Annotated in this window: 18 protein-coding genes and 1 other RNA gene; 14 read left to right on the plus strand and 5 right to left on the minus strand. The window is 51.5% G+C overall.

All coding sequences use genetic code 11. The features are described from left to right. The first annotated feature begins 4 nt into the window (after positions 1–4). The 13 genes from garL (at position 5) to OGY68_RS12475 (ending at position 16,325) form a co-directional block, all read left to right on the plus strand. On the plus strand, positions 5–775 hold the full coding sequence (gene garL / locus OGY68_RS12415; RefSeq protein WP_008785889.1) for a 2-dehydro-3-deoxyglucarate aldolase: 771 nt from the start codon (positions 5–7) through the stop codon (positions 773–775). A 30-nt stretch (positions 776–805) separates the two neighbouring features. Beyond that, complete coding sequence (gene garR / locus OGY68_RS12420; protein ID WP_003828600.1) at positions 806–1,696, plus strand: 2-hydroxy-3-oxopropionate reductase; 891 nt, start codon at positions 806–808, stop codon at positions 1,694–1,696. 65 nt (positions 1,697–1,761) lie between these two features. Continuing rightward, positions 1,762–2,907, plus strand: a complete 1,146-nt coding sequence (gene garK / locus OGY68_RS12425) for a glycerate 2-kinase (protein ID WP_032941740.1) — start codon at positions 1,762–1,764, stop codon at positions 2,905–2,907. Positions 2,908–2,939: 32 nt separating this feature from the next. Continuing rightward, positions 2,940–3,316, plus strand: an RNA gene (rnpB, locus tag OGY68_RS12430) — RNase P RNA component class A. A 967-nt stretch (positions 3,317–4,283) separates the two neighbouring features. Further along, a complete protein-coding gene (gene tdcA, locus OGY68_RS12435) occupies positions 4,284–5,222 on the plus strand; it encodes a transcriptional regulator TdcA (protein ID WP_003828596.1) in 939 nt (312 codons plus the stop codon). A 98-nt stretch (positions 5,223–5,320) separates the two neighbouring features. Beyond that, on the plus strand, positions 5,321–6,310 hold the full coding sequence (gene tdcB / locus OGY68_RS12440) for a bifunctional threonine ammonia-lyase/L-serine ammonia-lyase TdcB (RefSeq protein WP_003828594.1): 990 nt from the start codon (positions 5,321–5,323) through the stop codon (positions 6,308–6,310). Between the two features lie 22 nt (positions 6,311–6,332). Then, a complete protein-coding gene (gene tdcC, locus OGY68_RS12445) occupies positions 6,333–7,664 on the plus strand; it encodes a threonine/serine transporter TdcC (protein ID WP_057067551.1) in 1,332 nt (443 codons plus the stop codon). Positions 7,665–7,695: 31 nt separating this feature from the next. After that, positions 7,696–8,904: a propionate kinase gene (tdcD, locus tag OGY68_RS12450; protein ID WP_057067550.1), complete on the plus strand. Its 1,209-nt coding sequence runs from the start codon at positions 7,696–7,698 to the stop codon at positions 8,902–8,904. 28 nt (positions 8,905–8,932) lie between these two features. Then, complete coding sequence (gene pflB, locus OGY68_RS12455; protein WP_057067549.1) at positions 8,933–11,227, plus strand: formate C-acetyltransferase; 2,295 nt, start codon at positions 8,933–8,935, stop codon at positions 11,225–11,227. Positions 11,228–11,240: 13 nt separating this feature from the next. Continuing rightward, on the plus strand, positions 11,241–11,636 hold the full coding sequence (locus OGY68_RS12460) for an enamine/imine deaminase (protein ID WP_003828585.1): 396 nt from the start codon (positions 11,241–11,243) through the stop codon (positions 11,634–11,636). An 87-nt stretch (positions 11,637–11,723) separates the two neighbouring features. Continuing rightward, positions 11,724–13,088 carry an L-serine ammonia-lyase gene (tdcG, locus tag OGY68_RS12465; RefSeq protein WP_008785882.1) on the plus strand — a complete coding sequence of 455 codons (1,365 nt, stop codon included), beginning with the start codon at positions 11,724–11,726 and terminating at the stop codon, positions 13,086–13,088. Between the two features lie 570 nt (positions 13,089–13,658). Then, entirely contained in the window at positions 13,659–14,990 is a 1,332-nt protein-coding gene (locus OGY68_RS12470) for an SLC5/6 family protein (RefSeq protein WP_020996346.1), read from the plus strand. 24 nt (positions 14,991–15,014) lie between these two features. Beyond that, a complete protein-coding gene (locus tag OGY68_RS12475) occupies positions 15,015–16,325 on the plus strand; it encodes an L-cysteine desulfidase family protein (protein WP_057067548.1) in 1,311 nt (436 codons plus the stop codon). A gap of 54 nt (positions 16,326–16,379) precedes the next feature. Here the strand turns inward: OGY68_RS12475 and OGY68_RS12480 are convergent, their stop codons facing one another. Together OGY68_RS12480 and OGY68_RS12485 are read right to left on the minus strand one after the other, a co-directional pair. After that, a complete protein-coding gene (locus OGY68_RS12480; protein ID WP_003828578.1) occupies positions 16,380–16,529 on the minus strand; it encodes a protein YhaL in 150 nt (49 codons plus the stop codon). 26 nt (positions 16,530–16,555) lie between these two features. Next, complete coding sequence (locus OGY68_RS12485) at positions 16,556–17,257, minus strand: pirin family protein (protein ID WP_057067547.1); 702 nt, start codon at positions 17,255–17,257, stop codon at positions 16,556–16,558. Positions 17,258–17,361: 104 nt separating this feature from the next. Between OGY68_RS12485 and yhaJ the strand changes: the two genes are divergently transcribed. After that, a complete protein-coding gene (yhaJ, locus tag OGY68_RS12490) occupies positions 17,362–18,258 on the plus strand; it encodes a DNA-binding transcriptional regulator YhaJ (protein WP_003024855.1) in 897 nt (298 codons plus the stop codon). Between the two features lie 108 nt (positions 18,259–18,366). Here the strand turns inward: yhaJ and OGY68_RS12495 are convergent, their stop codons facing one another. From OGY68_RS12495 to OGY68_RS12505, 3 genes are all read right to left on the minus strand, one after another. Continuing rightward, positions 18,367–18,732, minus strand: a complete 366-nt coding sequence (locus OGY68_RS12495) for a DUF805 domain-containing protein (RefSeq protein ID WP_008785879.1) — start codon at positions 18,730–18,732, stop codon at positions 18,367–18,369. A 125-nt stretch (positions 18,733–18,857) separates the two neighbouring features. After that, positions 18,858–19,844, minus strand: a complete 987-nt coding sequence (gene yqjG / locus OGY68_RS12500; protein WP_008785878.1) for a glutathionyl-hydroquinone reductase YqjG — start codon at positions 19,842–19,844, stop codon at positions 18,858–18,860. A 189-nt stretch (positions 19,845–20,033) separates the two neighbouring features. Continuing rightward, complete coding sequence (locus OGY68_RS12505) at positions 20,034–20,426, minus strand: DoxX family protein (protein WP_003024847.1); 393 nt, start codon at positions 20,424–20,426, stop codon at positions 20,034–20,036. Positions 20,427–20,524: the final 98 nt, after the last annotated feature.

A 20,524-nucleotide genomic window follows, 5' to 3' on the forward strand; every position in this document is an offset into this window, starting at 1 on the left:
GGCGATGAATAACACGATTTTCCCGAATAAGTTTAAAGCGGCCCTTGCGGCGCAACAAATTCAGATTGGCTGCTGGTCTGCATTGGCCAGCCCAATCAGTACCGAAGTTTTAGGTCTGGCAGGTTTTGACTGGCTGGTACTGGATGGCGAACATGCGCCGAATGATATCTCGACGTTTATTCCGCAATTGATGGCGCTGAAAGGCAGCGACAGCGCGGCGGTAGTGCGTGTACCAACCAACGAACCGGTGATTATCAAGCGCCTGCTGGATATCGGGTTTTACAACTTCCTGATCCCGTTCGTTGAGACGGAAGAAGAAGCGGTTAACGCTGTGGCGTCGACCCGCTATCCGCCGGAAGGTATTCGCGGCGTGTCCGTATCCCATCGCGCCAATATGTTTGGCACCGTACCGGACTACTTTGCGCAGTCGAATAAGAACATCACCATCATCGTGCAGATCGAAAGTCAGCAGGGCGTTGATAACGTTGACGCAATCGCGGCGACAGAAGGCGTTGACGGTGTCTTCGTCGGACCAAGCGATCTGGCTGCGGCGCTAGGTCACCTCGGCAATGCGTCACATCCTGATGTGCAGAAAGCTATCCAGCACATTTTTGCCCGCGCGAAAGCACACGGCAAACCAAGCGGCATTCTGGCCCCGGTAGAGGCGGATGCGCGTCGTTATCTGGAGTGGGGCGCGACGTTTGTTGCCGTTGGCAGCGACCTTGGCGTGTTCCGTTCAGCCACGCAGAAACTGGCTGATTCTTTTAAGAAATAACCACCATCGACAGTAGAGAGAGATAAAGACATGACAATGAAAGTTGGTTTTATTGGCCTCGGTATTATGGGTAAACCAATGAGTAAAAACCTCCTCAAGGCAGGTTACTCGCTGGTGGTTGCTGACCGTAACCCGGAATCCATTGCGGAAGTGATTGCCGCAGGCGCTGAAACTGCCGCCACGGCGAAAGATATCGCTGAGCAGTGTGATGTGATCATCACCATGCTGCCGAACTCTCCGCATGTTAAGGAAGTAGCACTGGGTGAAGGCGGCATTATTGAAGGGGCGAAACCGGGCACAGTGCTTATCGACATGAGCTCCATCGCGCCGTTAGCCAGCCGTGAAATTAGCGATGCGCTGAAAGCGAAAGGCGTGGATATGCTGGATGCGCCGGTCAGCGGCGGCGAGCCAAAAGCGATTGACGGCACGTTGTCGGTGATGGTCGGCGGCGATAAAGCGATTTTCGACAAGTACTACGATCTGCTGAAAGCGATGGCAGGCTCCGTGGTACATACCGGTGAAATTGGCGCGGGTAACGTCACCAAGCTGGCGAATCAGGTGATTGTGGCGCTGAACATTGCCGCGATGTCTGAAGCGCTGACGCTGGCGACCAAAGCGGGTGTGAATCCGGATCTGGTGTATCAGGCGATCCGTGGCGGGCTGGCAGGCAGCACCGTGCTGGATGCGAAAGCGCCGATGGTGATGGATCGCAACTTTAAACCAGGTTTCCGTATTGACCTGCATATCAAAGACCTGGCGAACGCGCTGGATACCTCTCATGGCGTTGGCGCTCAGTTGCCGCTGACTGCAGCAGTCATGGAGATGATGCAGGCGCTACGCGCAGATGGATTGGGTACTGCCGATCACAGTGCGCTCGCATGCTACTACGAAAAACTGGCGAAAGTGGAAGTCACTCGCTAACAAGAAGGGCGCGGATGTGCGCCCTGTATTTCTTGCCTTGCGCGGCACAGTCAGGCTACATAACTATGAAAATCGTAATTGCCCCAGACTCTTATAAAGAAAGCCTTTCTGCCACCGAGGTAGCTCAGGCAATAGAAAAAGGATTTCGGGAAATTTTCCCCGATGCGCAATATGTTTCTGTTCCGGTTGCCGATGGCGGCGAAGGAACGGTTGAAGCCATGATTGCCGCGACGCAAGGGAGTGAACATTCAGCGCAAGTAACGGGGCCGCTGGGCGAAAAAGTGAATGCCTGCTGGGGCATGTCTGGAGATGGTAAAACTGCGTTTATCGAAATGGCGGCAGCCAGCGGTCTGGCGTTGGTGCCTCCTGAAAAGCGCAACCCTTTAGTCACTACGTCACGCGGTACCGGAGAGCTGATTTTACAGGCGCTGGATAGCGGTGCGCAGAGCATCATTATTGGCATCGGCGGCAGTGCCACCAACGACGGTGGCGCGGGTATGGTGCAGGCGCTGGGGGCAAAACTTTGCGACGCCAACGGGACAGAAATTGGCTATGGTGGTGGAAGCCTGATGAGTCTGAACTCCATCGATATCTCGGGTCTGGATCCGCGCTTAAAAACCTGTTCCATTCGCGTGGCCTGTGATGTGACTAATCCACTCATCGGCGATTCTGGCGCTTCGCGCATTTTTGGCCCGCAGAAAGGGGCGACGGAAGAACGCATTCTCGAACTGGACCGTAATCTGTCTCATTATGCCGACATTATTAAAAAGTCTCTGCGGGTTGATGTGAAAGATGTGCCAGGCTCCGGTGCGGCAGGCGGAATGGGCGCGGCATTAATGGCTTTTTTAGGCGCCGAGCTACGCAGCGGTATCGAGATTGTGACCCAGGCGCTCAATCTGGAAGAGCATATTCACGACTGTACGCTGGTGGTGACCGGCGAAGGGCGGATCGACAGCCAGAGCATTCACGGCAAAGTGCCGGTAGGCGTGGCGAATGTCGCGAAGAAGTACCACAAGCCGGTTATTGGTATTGGCGGCAGCCTGACGCGCGATGTGGAGATAGTGCATCAATATGGTATCGATGCGGTGTTTAGCGTATTGACCAGCATCAGCACGCTGGAAGAGGCCTTCCGTGGGGCATTTGATAATATTTATCGCGCCTCAAGAAACATCGCTGCCACGTTAGCGATAGGAATGCGCAGTGCGGGGTGACATTGCCCCGCAAACCCTCTATACTGCGCGCCGAAGCTGACCAGACAGTCGCCGCTTCGTCGTCGTCCTCTTCGGGGGAGACGGGCGGAGGGGAGGAAAGTCCGGGCTCCATAGGGCAGGGTGCCAGGTAACGCCTGGGGGGGAAACCCACGACCAGTGCAACAGAGAGCAAACCGCCGATGGCCCACGCAAGTGGGATCAGGTAAGGGTGAAAGGGTGCGGTAAGAGCGCACCGCGCGGCTGGTAACAGTCCGTGGCACGGTAAACTCCACCCGGAGCAAGGCCAAATAGGGGTTCACAAGGTACGGCCCGTACTGAACCCGGGTAGGCTGCTTGAGCCAGTGAGCGATTGCTGGCCTAGATGAATGACTGTCCACGACAGAACCCGGCTTATCGGTCAGCTTCACTCTTTATAAAACCCCGCTTCGGCGGGGTTTTTGCTTTCTGGGTAAGCCAGATGAATGACTGTCCACGACGTTATGCTCAAAAGAACGCGCCTTATCGGTCAGCTTCACTCTTTAATAAAACTCCGCCTCGGTGGTTTTTTTGCTTTCTGGGCAGGTTGCCATGCCTGATGGCGCTGCGCTTATCAGGCCTACTGGGGGAGAGACTGGTTTTGTAGGCCGGATAAGGTGTTTACACCGCCATCCGGCAGAGGTTTTACAGCGAGCATTGAGATTGGTTTTCGAGGATGCAGGCGCTTATTTCCTTCTTATCTAATTTTTATATCCCTATTATTTATGCACCGAATTTCTTTTATCTGAGGGGAATGTGTCGGTGGATATTTCTAATTTTGTGACGACCAACACAAAACACTGTGCGATACGTTTTTCTCGAGAATAATCGAACGCAATCGATCGCCGTCACAAAATTACTTGCTAATAAATTGCACAAAATCAGTGTTAATATAATGTTGCATATGATAATTGTTTGTGTTTTTTAGATTGAATTTTAATAAATGCAATGTTTCTTTACAAACAAATATGGCGAAAAAATGTGATGCATAACGTTATTTAATCGCCATAATCATTAAAATATAATTAAATTTGATAAGTTGTTTATTAAATTTAAGCGCCATCTTGCCTGATAATTGTTCTGTAATTGATTGAAATATAGCCTTTCATGGTTTTAAAAAATAGTGGGAAAAATGGGGGGGTTATAGCCATAAAAAATCGTTACCCCCCCATCTTTTTTTGACTAAAATCAGGATAAAGTGAGATCGATAATTCATATCTATATGATTATTAAGTGATTTAAATTTTAACGATAGTCTTACAAAATGTAAGTCAAGGGGATTTGTGAGGGGTAGCACATATCCTTGTTCGCTTAATTTGGTACACTTCCTGCCGTCAACAAAGTAATTAACGCAGGTCGATATGAATACTATTACACTCCCTAAAACACAGCACTTAGTGGTCTTTCAGGAAGTCATTAGAAGCGGTTCTATCGGCTCAGCTGCAAAAGAATTAGGTTTAACCCAACCCGCTGTCAGTAAAATCATCAATGATGTTGAGGCTTATTTTGGTATTGAGTTAGTTGTACGTAAAAATACTGGTGTGACATTGACTCAGGCAGGTCAGGTGATGCTCTCATGGTCTGAATCTATTACCCGTGAAATGAAAAACATGGTTGATGAGATGAACAGTATGACGAGCAATGCGGTCGTTGATGTGTCGTTTGGCTTTCCTTCACTGATTGCCTTCACCATCATGTCCGGCATGATTAAAAAATTCAAAGAAGTGTTCCCGAAAGCGCAGGTTTCTATGTATGAAGCTCAGCTCTCCTCCTTCTTACCGGCGATTCGTGACGGACGGCTGGATTTCGCCATCGGTACGCTGAGTGATGAGATGAAACTGCACGATCTGCATGTTGAGCCGCTCTTTGAGTCAGACTTTATCCTGGTTGCCAGCAAGTCCCGAACATGCACCGGCATCACCTCGCTGAGCGCGTTGAAAAACGAACAGTGGGTGTTGCCACAAACGAATATGGGGTACTACAGCGAACTTCTTACCACGTTACAGAATAATGGCATCAGCAGTGAAAACATCGTTAAAACAGACTCTGTCGTTACGATTTATAATCTTGTTCTCAATGCTGATTTCTTAACAGTAATTCCCTGCGATATGACCACACCGTTTGGCTCAAACCAGTTTATTACTATCCCGGTAGAAGAAACCTTACCCGTCGCGCGTTATGCCGCCGTGTGGTCGAAAAATTATCGAATTAAAAAAGCAGCATCTATTTTGGTGGAATTAGCCAAAGAGTATTCATCATATAATTGTCGGAGACGAAGGCAATTAATTGAAATTGATTAAAGATTGAATTTGTTTTAACACGAAATAAACGCCATTTGTCTATATCTGACAATGGTCACGGCTATCTATTTACTTTAATACCCAGGTAAGAGGTTCTAATGCACATTACATACGATCTCCCAGTTGCAATTGAAGATATCCTCGAAGCGAAAAAAAGACTTGCGGGGAAAATTTATAAAACGGGAATGCCTCGCTCTAACTATTTTAGTGAACGTTGCAAAGGGGAAATTTTCCTCAAGTTTGAAAACATGCAGCGTACCGGTTCATTTAAAATCCGTGGTGCTTTTAACAAGCTCAGTTCATTAACCGAAGCTGAAAGATGTAAGGGCGTGGTGGCTTGCTCTGCAGGTAACCATGCGCAAGGTGTCTCTCTCTCCTGCGCTATGCTCGGAATCGACGGCAAAGTGGTGATGCCGAAAGGCGCACCGAAGTCTAAAGTAGCGGCAACCTGCGATTATTCCGCAGAAGTTGTGCTGCACGGCGACAACTTCAACGACACCATCGCTAAGGTTAGCGAGATTGTGGAAACTGAAGGCCGCATCTTTATTCCACCCTATGATGACCCAAAAGTTATTGCTGGTCAGGGCACTATTGGTCTGGAAATTCTGGAAGACTTGTACGATGTCGATAACGTGATTGTGCCAATTGGCGGTGGTGGACTGATTGCTGGTATTGCGGTGGCAATTAAATCTATTAACCCGACCATTAAAATTATTGGCGTACAGTCTGAAAACGTTCACGGCATGGCGGCTTCTTTCCACGCTGGAGAAATAACCACGCACCGAACGACCGGCACCCTGGCGGATGGTTGTGACGTTTCCCGCCCGGGTACTTTAACGTATGAAATTGTTCGTGAGTTGGTGGATGACATTGTCCTGGTCAGCGAAGATGAAATTCGCAACAGCATGGTGGCATTAATTCAGCGAAATAAAGTTGTGACTGAAGGTGCCGGCGCGCTGGCATGCGCAGCATTATTAAGCGGGAAATTAGATAGCTATATCCAGAACAGAAAAACAGTCAGCATTATTTCTGGCGGTAATATCGACCTTTCTCGTGTATCTCAAATTACTGGTTTAGTTGACGCTTAATATACTTCGTTGAGGATAGGATATGAGTACTACTGATAGCATTGTATCCAGCCAGACAAAACAGTCGTCCTGGCGCAAATCGGACACCACCTGGACACTGGGTTTATTTGGTACAGCCATCGGCGCTGGGGTGCTGTTCTTCCCTATCCGCGCAGGTTTTGGCGGACTGATCCCCATTCTGATCATGCTGGTGTTAGCATACCCCATCGCTTTCTATTGCCACCGTGCGCTGGCACGCCTGTGTCTTTCCGGTTCTAACCCTTCCGGCAACATCACAGAAACGGTTGAAGAGCACTTTGGTAAAACGGGCGGCGTGGTTATCACGTTCCTCTACTTCTTTGCGATTTGTCCGCTGCTGTGGATTTATGGCGTCACCATTACCAACACCTTTATGACCTTCTGGGAAAACCAGCTGCAGATGCCCGCGCTGAACCGTGGCTTCGTGGCGTTGTTCCTGCTGCTGCTGATGGCATTCGTCATCTGGTTTGGTAAAGATCTGATGGTTAAAGTGATGAGCTACCTGGTATGGCCGTTCATTGCCAGCCTGGTGCTTATCTCTCTGTCCCTGATCCCTTACTGGAACTCTGCGGTTATCGATCAGGTTGATCTCAGCAATATCGCCCTGACTGGCCATGACGGCATCCTGGTTACCGTATGGCTGGGTATTTCCATCATGGTGTTCTCTTTCAACTTCTCGCCAATCGTTTCTTCCTTCGTCGTCTCTAAACGCGAAGAGTATGAGAAAGATTACGGTCGCGAATTCACCGAGCAGAAATGTTCTAAAATCATCTCCCGCGCCAGTATGCTGATGGTTGCGGTAGTAATGTTCTTCGCCTTTAGCTGCCTGTTCACGCTCTCTCCGGCAAACATGGCGGATGCGAAAGCGCAAAACATTCCTGTGCTGTCTTACCTGGCAAACCACTTCGCTTCACTGTCCGGTACGAAGTCCACCTTCGCAACTGTTCTGGAGTACGGTGCTTCAATCATCGCCCTGGTTGCTATCTTCAAATCTTTCTTCGGCCACTATCTGGGCACGCTGGAAGGTCTGAACGGTCTGGTGCTGAAGTTTGGTTACAAAGGCGATAAAACGAAAGTTTCTGCCGGCAAACTTAATACCATCAGCATGATCTTCATCATGGGATCCACCTGGGTTGTGGCTTACGCCAACCCGAACATCCTGGACCTGATTGAAGCAATGGGCGCGCCGATTATTGCCTCTCTGCTCTGCCTGCTGCCGATGTATGCCATCCGTAAAGCGCCATCACTGGCGAAATACCGTGGCCGTCTGGATAACGTGTTTGTTACCGTGATTGGTCTGCTGACCATCCTGAACATCGTCTACAAACTGTTTTAATCCTTAAGCTCAGGATGAGCGGAGTAGTGAAATGAATGAGTTTCCGGTAGTACTGGTTATTAACTGTGGTTCGTCTTCCATTAAATTCTCAGTGTTGGATGCAGCAAACTGTGAAGTTTTAATGGCGGGGATCGCAGACGGTATTAACTCTGAAAATGCGTTCATAGCAATTAATGGGGGAGAGCCAGCTAAGCTGGCTCACCACAGCTACGAAGACGCATTAAAAGCAATTGCCGTTGAACTAGAGAAACGTAATTTAATGGACAGTGTGGCCTTAATTGGCCACCGCATTGCCCACGGCGGAAATATCTTTACCGAATCAGCAATTATTACTGACGAAGTTATCGATAATATTCGTCGGGTATCGCCGCTAGCTCCGTTACATAATTATGCGAACCTGAGTGGGATCGAATCTGCTCAGCACCTTTTCCCAGGCGTGCAGCAGGTCGCGGTATTTGATACCAGCTTCCACCAGACGATGGCCCCAGAAGCCTATCTGTACGGTTTACCATGGAAATATTTTGAGGAGTTGGGCGTTCGTCGTTATGGCTTCCACGGCACGTCGCACCGCTATGTTTCTCAGCGAGCGCATGAGCTTCTCGAGCTGCAACATGATGACTCCGGTCTGGTTGTGGCGCACCTGGGGAACGGCGCGTCAATCTGTGCGGTACGTAATGGACAGAGCGTTGATACCTCAATGGGCATGACGCCGCTGGAAGGGCTGATGATGGGCACACGCAGCGGCGACGTCGATTTCGGCGCGATGGCGTGGATTGCCAGCGAAACCAACCAGACGCTGAGCGACCTTGAGCGCGTAGTGAATAAAGAGTCCGGTTTACTGGGTATTTCCGGTTTGTCCTCTGACTTACGTACGTTAGAAAAAGCCTGGCACGAAGGACATGAGCGTGCGCAGCTGGCGATTAAAACGTTTGTGCATCGTATTGCTCGCCATATCGCCGGACATGCCGCATCGCTGCATCGTCTTGATGGGATTATTTTCACCGGCGGAATTGGTGAGAACTCGGTATTAATTCGTCGTCTGGTTATTGAACATCTCGCCGTTTTGGGGGTGAATATCGACAGCGAAATGAATAGCCTGCCAAATTCCCATGGCGAAAGAATTATCTCTAATAAAGATGCTCATGTTATTTGTGCGGTTATTCCCACAAATGAAGAGAAAATGATTGCGCGTGATGCCATTGCCTTAGGCAAAATTAATACACCAGTAGAATTTGCATAATTAAATTTCAGCAGAGAGATTATTTTTCATGAAGGTAAATATCGATACCAGCGATATGCTGTATGCCGAAGCCTGGAATGGCTTTAAAGGTACGGACTGGAAAGAAGAAATTAATGTCCGTGATTTTATTCAGCACAACTATACGCCTTATGAAGGGGATGAATCTTTCCTCGCCGAAGCAACGCCTGCGACCACTGCATTGTGGGAAAAAGTCATGGCGGGCATCCGTATTGAAAACTCGACGCACGCGCCGGTTGATTTCGATACCAATATTGCTACCACGATAACCGCGCATGATGCGGGTTATATTGAACAAGAACTGGAAAAAATCGTCGGTCTGCAAACGGATAAGCCGCTCAAGCGTGCTCTGCATCCGTTTGGCGGCATCAACATGATCAAAAGCTCTTTTGATGCTTATGGTCGTGAGATGGATGCTGATTTTGAATACCAGTTTACTGAACTGCGTAAAACCCATAACCAGGGCGTATTCGATGCCTACTCTCCGGATATGCTGCGCTGCCGTAAATCCGGCGTGCTGACCGGTCTGCCGGATGGTTACGGTCGTGGCCGTATCATCGGTGACTACCGCCGCGTCGCGCTGTACGGTATCCGCTATCTGGTGCGTGAGCGTGAACTGCAGTTTGCCGATCTCCAGTCGAACCTGGAGTGGGGCCAGAATCTTGAAGCCACGATTCGTCTGCGCGAAGAGCTGTCTGAACACCGTCGCGCCCTGCTGCAAATGCAGGAAATGGCGGCGAAATACGGCTGCGATATCTCCCGTCCGGCGCGTAATGCGCAGGAAGCGGTGCAGTGGGTGTACTTTGCTTACCTGGCTGCGGTGAAATCTCAGAACGGTGGCGCTATGTCGCTGGGCCGTACCGCATCGTTCCTCGACATCTACATTGAGCGCGATTTCAAAGCGGGAATTTTAAACGAGCAGCAGGCGCAGGAGCTGATCGACCACTTCATTATGAAGATCCGTATGGTGCGCTTCCTGCGTACGCCGGAATTCGACACCCTGTTCTCAGGCGACCCAATCTGGGCGACCGAAGTTATCGGCGGTATGGGACTGGATGGCCGCACGCTGGTGACGAAAAACTCGTTCCGCTACCTGCATACGCTACACACCATGGGCCCGGCACCTGAGCCGAACCTGACGGTGCTGTGGTCTGAGCAGCTACCGATAGCCTTCAAAAAGTACGCCGCCCAGGTGTCTATCATCACTTCGTCTTTGCAGTATGAAAACGACGATTTGATGCGTGCCGACTTTGACAGCGATGACTATGCCATTGCCTGCTGCGTCAGCCCGATGGTTATCGGCAAGCAAATGCAGTTCTTCGGGGCGCGTGCCAACCTCGCCAAAACGTTGCTGTATGCAATCAACGGCGGCGTGGATGAGAAGCTGAAAATCCAGGTCGGGCCGAAAACGGCACCGCTGATGGGTGACGTGTTGGACTACGACACGGTGATGGAGAGCCTGGACCACTTTATGGACTGGCTGGCCGTGCAGTACATCAGCGCGCTGAACATCATCCACTACATGCACGACAAGTACAGCTACGAAGCTTCTCTGATGGCGCTGCACGATCGTGATGTCTATCGCACGATGGCCTGTGGTATGGCGGGTCTGTCCGTGGCGGCGGATTCTCTGTCGGCTATCAAATATGCTCGCGTGAAACCGATTCGTGATGAAAATGGTCTGGCAGTTGATTTCGAAATCGAAGGCGACTATCCGCAATACGGCAACAACGACGAGCGCGTAGACAGCATTGCCTGCGACCTGGTCGAACGCTTTATGAAGAAAATTAAGGTGTTGCCAACCTACCGTAACGCGGTGCCGACGCAGTCCATTCTGACCATTACCTCCAACGTGGTGTACGGACAGAAAACCGGTAACACGCCTGACGGACGTCGCGCAGGTACGCCGTTTGCGCCAGGGGCGAACCCGATGCACGGCCGCGATCGTAAAGGTGCGGTGGCGTCGTTAACCTCGGTTGCCAAACTGCCGTTCACCTATGCCAAAGACGGTATCTCGTACACCTTCTCCATTGTGCCGGCAGCGCTGGGCAAAGAGGATGGAGTGCGTAAAACCAACCTGGTCGGTCTGCTGGACGGTTACTTCCACCATGAAGCACATGTGGAAGGTGGTCAGCATCTAAACGTTAACGTTATGAACCGTGAAATGTTGATGGATGCCATTGAGCACCCGGAAAACTATCCGAACCTGACGATCCGCGTATCTGGTTATGCGGTGCGCTTCAACGCGCTGACCCGCGAACAGCAGCAGGATGTTATTTCACGTACTTTCACCCAGGCGCTCTGACGCCGGAGGGACTATGAGAAAAGTAATTGCAACCGAATGTGCGCCAGGGGCGATTGGGCCTTACGTACAGGGTGTGGATCTGGGCAGCATGGTGTTGACGTCAGGTCAAATCCCGGTGTGTCCACAGACCGGTGAAGTGGCTGAAAACGTGGCCGATCAGGCGCGTCAAAGCCTGGAAAACGTGAAAGCGATCGTCGAGTCCGCAGGTTTGAAAGTGAGCGATATCGTGAAGACGACCGTTTTCGTTTCTGACCTGAACGACTTCGCCACCATTAATCAGGTGTACCAGCAGTTCTTTGATGAGCATAAGGCAATCTACCCCACGCGCAGTTGCGTGCAGGTCGCCCGCTTACCAAAGGATGTGAAGCTGGAGATTGAAGCCATCGCCGTACGTGGCGACACGCTGTAATCCCTTGCGGGGCGATCTCAGGATCGCCCCGATCCTTAATGAGTGTGAAACCTGGTCTTCACTGAACGGCAATCCGAGGGTGTGGATATGATTAGCGCATTCGATATTTTTAAGATTGGCATTGGACCTTCCAGCTCCCATACCGTGGGGCCAATGAACGCAGGTAAAAGCTTTATCGATCTGTTGGTCAGCAGCGGGGAACTCCCCAAGGCTACGCATATTGTGGTCGATCTTTATGGATCACTTTCCCTGACCGGAAAAGGTCATGCGACAGATGTCGCCATCATGATGGGACTGGCCGGTAACAGTCCGCAAAACGTTAATATAGATTCTATCGCTGGTTTTACTCAGGAAGTGGCCCGTACCGGACGTTTACCGGTTGCAGAGGGCACGCATATTGTCGATTTCTCCCCAGACAAAAATATCCTCTTTCACGCCGAAACGCTGCCGCGCCATGAAAATGGCATGCGTATCACCGCATGGAACGGCACCGAGACGCTATTAAGCAAAACCTATTACTCCGTCGGCGGTGGTTTTATCGTTGAAGAGGAGCAATTTGGTCAGGCGCATGATGTTGAAGCACACGTGCCCTACAATTTTCATTCCGCCAGCGAACTGCTGAAACTGTGTGAGCGCAACGGGCTGTCTGTTTCCGGCCTGATGATGCAAAACGAGCTGGCGATGCGCAGTAAAGAAGAAATCGATGCTGGTTTTGCCGCCATCTGGGATGTCATGCACGCCGGGATTGAGCGCGGCATGAACACCGAAGGCGTTCTGCCTGGCCCGCTTAACGTCCCGCGCCGCGCCGTGGCATTACGCCGGTTGCTGGTTTCCAGCGATAACCTGTCCAGCGACCCGATGAACGTTATCGACTGGATCAACATGTTCGCGCTGGCCGTGAGCGAAGAAAACGCCGCCGGATGCCGGGTTGTGACGGCACCGACCAACGGCGCATGTGGAATTATCCCTGCCGTATTGGCCTATTACGACAAGTTCCGCCGTCCGGTGAATGCAAACTCCATTGCCCGCTACTTGCTGGCCGCGGGGGCGATAGGGGCGCTGTATAAAATGAACGCCTCTATTTCTGGTGCCGAAGTCGGCTGCCAGGGTGAAATTGGCGTAGCCTGTTCAATGGCGGCAGCCGGGCTGACCGAGTTGCTCGGCGGTAGCCCGTCGCAGGTTTGTATTGCGGCTGAAATCGCCATGGAGCATAACCTGGGGCTGACCTGCGATCCGGTTGCTGGACAGGTGCAAATACCGTGTATTGAACGTAATGCGATAAACGCGGTAAAAGCCGTCAACGCCGCGCGTATGGCGCTACGTCGCACATCTGAGCCACGCGTTTCGCTCGATAAAGTGATCGAGACCATGTATGAAACGGGCAAAGATATGAACGACAAATATCGCGAAACGTCACGCGGTGGTCTGGCGATTAAAGTGGTCTGTACCTGAGATGAAAGGGTGCGTTTGTAGGCCGGATAAGGCGTAAGCGCCGCCGCCTCCCTTGCATCCCAGGCTCCCGGCGGGAAAATCGTCGCTGCGCGAGCTATTCGTCTTATTCCGTCTGCCTGTCGGGTCGGGGCCGAGCCTGCATCCATGCAGGCCGTCCCCTCTGCCCGCATCCCTGCGGGCAGTCCCGGTCAGCCGTCAACGCCTCATCGATTTTCAGCCGGACCGGGGTCATCGCTTCAACCCTCTGACTTCCAGTTAAATCTGTTTTGCTGTTTTAACAAAAAACGCAGAAGGTGAGGTGTTAACTGATCAGCATTAGCACTTTAGCGCGCATTTTTTGTTGTGATCTGCTTCAAAAATAGAATTTAAATACTATATATGCATATAAAAGAGAAAATATTTCTTAACTTTTAGAAATTACAGGGGTTTGTTTGTGAAGTTTTTCTCTGATCCTGCGCGTATGATTTCTTCATTACTCCAATAGCTCACCTGCACCTAAGTACTGCGTATCGCATTGATGCAGTAAGAAAAAAATATAAAAACCTCTACCTACACATTGAGCGGGAAATTATGGAAACGGCAACGAATAGTAGCGTAATACTCGACGCATCTGCTCCGGCACGTCGGGCGGGAATGACCGAAAGCGAATGGCGTGAAGCCATTAAGTTCGACAGCACGGACACCGGCTGGGTCATTATGAGTATCGGTATGGCAATTGGCGCGGGGATTGTTTTTCTTCCTGTCCAGGTAGGATTGATGGGGCTGTGGGTGTTCTTGCTCTCCTCTATCATCGGCTACCCTGCCATGTACCTGTTCCAGCGCCTGTTTATCAACACGCTGGCTGAGTCCCCAGAGTGTAAAGACTACCCGAGCGTGATCAGCGGCTATCTGGGTAAGAACTGGGGCATCCTGTTAGGTGCGTTGTATTTTGTGATGCTGGTTATCTGGATGTTCGTTTATTCCACCGCCATCACCAATGACAGCGCCTCCTATCTGCACACGTTTGGTGTGACGGAAGGTTTACTGTCCGACAGCCCGTTCTATGGCTTGGTACTGATTTGCATCCTGGTGGCTATCTCGTCACGCGGGGAACAAATGCTGTTTAAAATCTCCACCGGCATGGTAATGACCAAGCTGCTGGTTGTGGCAGCGCTTGGCGTGTCGATGGTAGGGATGTGGCATCTGCATAACGCAGGTTCACTGCCGCCGATGGCGCTGCTGATCAAAAATGCGATCATCACTCTGCCGTTTACGCTGACCTCGATTCTGTTTATTCAGACCTTAAGCCCGATGGTTATCTCATACCGTTCACGCAACAAATCCATCGAAGTGGCGCGCCATAAAGCCCTGCGTGCCATGAACATCGCGTTCGGTATTCTGTTTGTTACCGTCTTTTTCTACGCTGTTTCCTTCACGTTGGCGATGGGCCACGACGAAGCGGTTAAAGCTTATGAGCAGAACATTTCCGCTCTGGCTATTGCCGCGCAATTTATCAATGGTGCGGGTGCTGGCTGGGTGAAAATCGTCAGCGTTATTCTGAACATATTCGCCGTTATGACCGCTTTCTTCGGTGTCTACTTAGGTTTCCGTGAAGCGACTCAAGGGATCGTGATGAACATTCTGCGCCGCTATATGCCTGCTGAGAAAATCAACGAAACCTTTGTTCAGCGCGGCATTATGATTTTTGCCATCCTGCTGGCCTGGAGCGCAATTGTGCTCAACGCGCCGGTGCTGAGCTTCACCTCTATTTGTAGCCCTATCTTCGGCATGGTGGGTTGTCTGATCCCGGCCTGGCTGGTCTACAAAGTTCCTGCACTGCACAAATACAAAGGCGCTTCCCTGTATCTGATTATTTTCACGGGCCTGCTGTTGTGCGTTTCTCCGTTCCTGGCATTTTCCTGAGATATTTGAGCAAAGGTTGTTGTTATGTTTGAGACTACATTGAATCCATTATGGGATAGTTTTATCCGCGCGGTGCAGGAAGAAGTTAAGCCTGCGTTGGGCTGTACAGAACCTATCTCTCTGGCTCTGGCGGCGGCGGTTGCATCCTCTGAGCTGGACGGCGCGGTTGAACGCATTGACGCGTGGGTCTCACCGAACCTGATGAAAAACGGCATGGGTGTTACCGTGCCGGGTACCGGAATGGTCGGGTTACCTGTCGCGGCGGCGCTGGGTGCGCTGGGGGGAAATGCCCGTGCCGGTTTAGAGGTACTGAAAGATGCGTCGCCACAAGCGATCGCCGATGCGAAAGCGATGCTGAGCGCTGGCAAGGTTGCGGTGATGCTGCAGGAGCCTTGCGAGGACATCCTCTTTTCCCGCGCGAAGGTTTACAGCGCTGAAGGATGGGCGTGCGTGACGATTGTGGGCGGTCATACCAACATTGTGCACATCGAGACCAATAAGGGCGTAGTGTTCACCACAGAACAGAATGCTCAGGAAGAGGAACAGGAGTCGCCGCTGGCGATACTGTCTCACACCTCGCTGGAAGAGATTCTGGCGTTCGTGAATGCGGTACCGTTTGAGTCGATCCGCTTTATCCTCGATGCGGCAAAACTGAACGGTGCGCTGTCTCAGGAAGGGCTGCGCGGTAACTGGGGCTTGCACATCGGAACCACGCTTGAGAAGCAGTGTGCGCGTGGCCTGCTGGCGAACGATCTCTCCACCTCTATTCTGATCCGTACCAGTGCGGCGTCGGATGCGCGAATGGGCGGGGCGACGCTGCCGGCCATGAGCAACTCCGGCTCCGGTAATCAGGGCATTACCGCGACTGTTCCGGTGATGGTGGTGGCCGAGCACTTTGGCGCGGATGAGGAGAAACTGGCACGTGCGCTAATGTTGTCTCATCTGAGCGCTATCTACATCCATCATCAGCTTCCGCGTTTGTCTGCACTGTGTGCAGCAACCACGGCGGCGATGGGGGCAGCTGCGGGGATGGCATGGATCGTAGATGGTCGCTACAACACCATCGCGATGGCGATCAGCAGCATGATTGGTGACGTGAGCGGAATGATATGCGATGGCGCTTCAAACAGCTGCGCGATGAAAGTCTCAACCAGTGCTTCCGCGGCGTGGAAAGCGGTACTGATGGCGCTGGATGATACTGCTGTAACCGGCAACGAAGGGATTGTGGCACATAACGTGGAGCAATCTATCGCTAACCTGTGTGCGCTGGCGTGTCGTTCAATGCAGGAAACCGACAAGCAGATTATTGAGATCATGGCCAGTAAGGCACATTAATCTGTAGGCCGGGTAAGGCATTGCCGCCACCCGGCATAAGTCTAAGCCGCCTGTTCAGGCGGCTTCTTCGTCTTCCAGCCGTAGTTCGGCATCGGCCACAATCGCTTCCAGCTCTGTCAACATTTCTTCATAGCCGAAGGTAACTGTTTCCTGTTTTTTCGGCTCAACCTGAGGTTGGCGTTTTTTTGATGATTTCTTGCTCAATAGTCGTACTCCATTGTTTTCCCTGACTATACGGGCAAATCTATCAGCAAAGCGCGCAGCGGGGTATCGGCGACTAACGTTATGTTAGTTTCGTCACGAATAAATGCCCCATCGCCACAGGTGAGCGCTTCTTTTTCGGCGCCAGACGTCACCGCATGGAATCTGCCGTGAATCGACTGTAAATAAGCACGTGGCCCATGTAACTGAAAACTCAACGATTCACCTTGCTGCAGCTCAACGTGGTGTACCCATACCTGTTGGCGCAGATGCAGGCTGCCTTGTTCACCGTCCGGCGAGGCCAGCAACTGATGCTTACCGGTGCTCAGCATGGCTTTCTGTACACAGGCGTTTTCACGCTGCGGGCAGGCGTCCAGCCAGAGCTGCATCCGGGTTAACGGTTTGTCTTTGCTGATATTGTGTTCGCTATAGCTAATCCCGGGCTGTGTCGCGAGCAGCAAAACTTCACCTGCTTTGGCCTTGATATGGTTGCCTTCGCTGTCTCGGTACTCCGCTTCCCCTTCGAGGATCAGATTGACGATATCCACCTTCGGATAGGTCCGTGGCTGGAAAGAGGCCCCCGGTGCCAGAACTTCCTGGTTCAGAACACGCAGCGAGGCATAACCCAGCAGTTTAGGATCAAAATAGTGTCCAAAGGAGAAGGTATAACGGGCCTGCAGCCAGCCGTAGTCTGCTTGCCCGCATTGTTTGGCTGTACGGGTAGTAATCATAGTTCTTGACCTCTCTTTACTTCCTTTTATGTTAAATGGCTAGACGCTGCATTGTTAGCCAGATATTCTGCCCGGTATGTTCAAATTTCCTGAATGAGAACGAGATGGCCAAAGAAAGGGCTTTAACGCTTGAAGCGTTACGCGTCATGGACGCAATAGACAGACGCGGTAGTTTTGCTGCTGCGGCAGACGAACTGGGACGCGTTCCTTCCGCACTTAGCTATACCATGCAGAAGCTGGAGGAAGAGCTGGACGTGGTGCTGTTTGACCGTTCAGGCCACCGCACAAAATTCACTAACGTTGGGCGTATGTTGCTGGAGCGCGGGCGCGTACTGCTGGAAGCTGCGGATAAACTGACTACCGATGCCGAAGCATTGGCTCGCGGTTGGGAAACGCATCTGACTATCGTTACCGAAGCGCTGGTGCCGACGGCGGCGTTTTTCCCGCTGATCGACAGGCTTGCCGGGAAGGCCAATACCCAGCTTTCCGTTATTACCGAAGTTCTGGCGGGGGCGTGGGAGCGTCTTGAGCAGGGGCGGGCGGATATCGTGATTGCGCCGGATATGCATTTTCGCTCATCCTCAGAAATCAACTCGCGCAAGCTGTACTCGCTGATGAACGTCTATGTAGCGGCCCCGGATCATCCCATCCATCAGGAGCCGGAACCGTTATCGGAAGTCACCCGCGTTAAATACCGTGGGATCGCGGTGGCGGATACCGCCCGTGAACGTCCGGTGCTGACGGTTCAACTGCTTGATAAGCAGCCGCGTCTGACGGTGAGTACGATAGAAGATAAACGTCAGGCGCTGTTGGCAGGACTTGGCGTGGCGACGATGCCGTACCCGCTGGTGGAAGAGGATATTGCGGCTGGTCGGCTGCGGGTCGTTAGTCCGGAATCGACAAGCGAGATAGATATTATTATGGCCTGGCGTCGTGACAGCATGGGCGAGGCGAAATCCTGGTGTCTGCGGGAAATCCCCAAGCTGTTTGCGGGTAAATAGCCTGACTGTTACGCCGGATGCGGTGCGAAGCACCTTATCCGGCCTGGAAGACGGAGTATGTTGTAGGCCTGATAAGCGCAGCGCCATCAGGCATCTACATATGCTACGTCAGGATAACTGTTTGGGATCGGGCCCGAAGCGGTTACTCCCCTGAGTCCCGTTTTGACAGTTGAAAATGATGATCACCAGCCATCCTACGATCGGGATCAGCAGCACCAGTAGCCACCAGGCTGAACGATCGGTGTCATGTAAACGCCGGAACTGTACCGCCCACCACGGAATAAAGACCAGAACCCCGTAAATCGTCGTTAATATGCCTTCTCCACCGGCTCGCTCCCAGCCAAACATTCTGTCCAGAATACCCAGCACGAATGTGAAGATGATGTTGACCAGCACAAACATCCAGTATTCTTTACGACGTGCGCGGCCACCAAAACCAAAGTAATTCTTTAATACGTTTAAATACCAATCCATTTTTGCCTCGTTCTGCATTCAATTACTTGTTTTTAAAGTAATCAAATTAAGAATAGCTGTGAATGAAATGATGGTAAATATTTACGGTATTAATTATTTAGCCCCCAAATGGGGGCCTGTGTAAATCATGCGAAACGCTCGTCACGCCCATGAGGTTCGTTGAGGTCCTGCCACGGCCCAACAGAAATAATGCCGGTCGGGTTAATGGTTTTATGGCTACGGAAGTAGTGATTGCGGATATGATCGAAATTGACGGTTTCCGCAATACCCGGCATCTGGTAGATATCACGCAGGAAACCGTACAGGTTCAGATAGTCGCTAATCCGGTGTTTGTCGCACTTGAAGTGGGTGACATACACGGGATCAAAGCGTACCAGCGTGGTCCACAGGCGAATGTCGGCCTCGGTTAACTGGTCGCCGGTCAGGTAGCGATGTTGCCCAAGGATCTGCTCCAGTCGTGCCAGAGATTGAAAGACGTTATCCACGGCGTCGTCGTAGGCTTCCTGACTGGTGGCAAATCCGGCTTTATACACGCCGTTATTAACGTTGTCATAAATCCAGCCGTTCAGCTCGTCGATTTTGCTTTGCAGGGCTGGGGGATAGTAATCTCCGGCTTTGGCGCCCAGCGCATCAAACGCGGTGTTAAACATGCGGATGATTTCTGCAGATTCGTTGCTGACAATGGTGTGGTTCTTTTTATCCCACAGCACCGGAACGGTGACCCGACCACTGTAGTGCGGATCGGCGTGTAAATAGAGCTGATAAAGAAATTCGTGTTGATACAGGGTATCGCCGGTTGCCGCCGGGAAGTTATCGTCAAAGGTCCAGCCGTTTTCCAGCATCAGCGGATGCACAACAGAAACGGAAATAAACGGTTCCAGCCCTTTGAGTTTGCGCAAAATCAGCGTGCGATGCGCCCACGGACAGGCCAGAGAAACGTACAGATGATAGCGGTCTTTTTCGGCAGCAAAGCCACCTTCACCGGTAGGGCCAGGCGCGCCATCCGCGGTGAGCCAGTTACGGAAAGCCGATGCTGAACGTTGAAATTTTCCACCGGTTGATTTGGTATCGTACCAGGTGTCATGCCAGACGCCGTCAATCAGTTGTCCCATTATCTCTCTCCCGGATAGCAAAACGAGGAGTAAACCCCCTCGTCTTTTAATAAGTATATACCCTAAATAATTCGAGTTGCAGGAAGGCGGCAAGGGAAGAAACTCCCAGGAGCATAGATAACTATGTGACTGGGGTTTCTGAGTGAAGCCAACACACCTGCAACTTGAAGAATGACGGGTATAGTTTGATTACCACTTTTTATTCAGTACACGGTCGATACTAAATGCGCCTGGACCGGTGATAGCCAGCAGCAGGAAACCGCCTGCGATGGTCAGGTTTTTCATGAACATCAGAGAGTTCACACCTTCCGCAAAGTTGCTGTGGAAGAGGAACGCCGTCAGCAATGTGAAGCCTGCGGTGAACAGCGCGGTTGTACGAGTCAGGAAACCGAACAGAATTGCCAGACCGCCGCCAAACTCAAGCAGAATCACCAGCGGCAGCATAAATCCTGGGACGCCCATGGCTTCCATGTACTGTTGGGTACCCGCATATCCGGTGATTTTTCCCCAACCTGCGGTAATAAACAGGATTGGCATCAGAATGCGCGCTACCAGTACACCAACATCTTCTAATTTCTTCATCATACTCTCCAGGAAACCACTCAGGCGGCTTATTGTGTTTTTTTGTGCATCGACGCTGCAGAGCGCGTCGTTGCTGTCGATGGAGAGAATCATAAACG

The sequence above is a fragment of the Citrobacter sp. Cpo065 genome, assembly GCF_030332805.1.
Lineage (GTDB): Bacteria > Pseudomonadota > Gammaproteobacteria > Enterobacterales > Enterobacteriaceae > Citrobacter > Citrobacter portucalensis.

Bases quoted from the DNA above. Each gene is read 5' to 3' on its own strand.
- garL (WP_008785889.1), top strand. From the start codon at position 5: ATGAATAACACGATTTTCCCGAATAAGTTTAAAGCGGCCCTTGCGGCG.
- garR (WP_003828600.1), top strand. From the start codon at position 806: ATGACAATGAAAGTTGGTTTTATTGGCCTCGGTATTATGGGTAAACCA.
- garK (WP_032941740.1), top strand. From the start codon at position 1,762: ATGAAAATCGTAATTGCCCCAGACTCTTATAAAGAAAGCCTTTCTGCC.
- tdcA (WP_003828596.1), top strand. From the start codon at position 4,284: ATGAATACTATTACACTCCCTAAAACACAGCACTTAGTGGTCTTTCAG.
- tdcB (WP_003828594.1), top strand. From the start codon at position 5,321: ATGCACATTACATACGATCTCCCAGTTGCAATTGAAGATATCCTCGAA.
- tdcC (WP_057067551.1), top strand. From the start codon at position 6,333: ATGAGTACTACTGATAGCATTGTATCCAGCCAGACAAAACAGTCGTCC.
- tdcD (WP_057067550.1), top strand. From the start codon at position 7,696: ATGAATGAGTTTCCGGTAGTACTGGTTATTAACTGTGGTTCGTCTTCC.
- pflB (WP_057067549.1), top strand. From the start codon at position 8,933: ATGAAGGTAAATATCGATACCAGCGATATGCTGTATGCCGAAGCCTGG.
- OGY68_RS12460 (WP_003828585.1), top strand. From the start codon at position 11,241: ATGAGAAAAGTAATTGCAACCGAATGTGCGCCAGGGGCGATTGGGCCT.
- tdcG (WP_008785882.1), top strand. From the start codon at position 11,724: ATGATTAGCGCATTCGATATTTTTAAGATTGGCATTGGACCTTCCAGC.
- OGY68_RS12470 (WP_020996346.1), top strand. From the start codon at position 13,659: ATGGAAACGGCAACGAATAGTAGCGTAATACTCGACGCATCTGCTCCG.
- OGY68_RS12475 (WP_057067548.1), top strand. From the start codon at position 15,015: ATGTTTGAGACTACATTGAATCCATTATGGGATAGTTTTATCCGCGCG.
- OGY68_RS12485 (WP_057067547.1), bottom strand. From the start codon at position 17,257: ATGATTACTACCCGTACAGCCAAACAATGCGGGCAAGCAGACTACGGC.
- yhaJ (WP_003024855.1), top strand. From the start codon at position 17,362: ATGGCCAAAGAAAGGGCTTTAACGCTTGAAGCGTTACGCGTCATGGAC.
- OGY68_RS12495 (WP_008785879.1), bottom strand. From the start codon at position 18,732: ATGGATTGGTATTTAAACGTATTAAAGAATTACTTTGGTTTTGGTGGC.
- yqjG (WP_008785878.1), bottom strand. From the start codon at position 19,844: ATGGGACAACTGATTGACGGCGTCTGGCATGACACCTGGTACGATACC.
- OGY68_RS12505 (WP_003024847.1), bottom strand. From the start codon at position 20,426: ATGAAGAAATTAGAAGATGTTGGTGTACTGGTAGCGCGCATTCTGATG.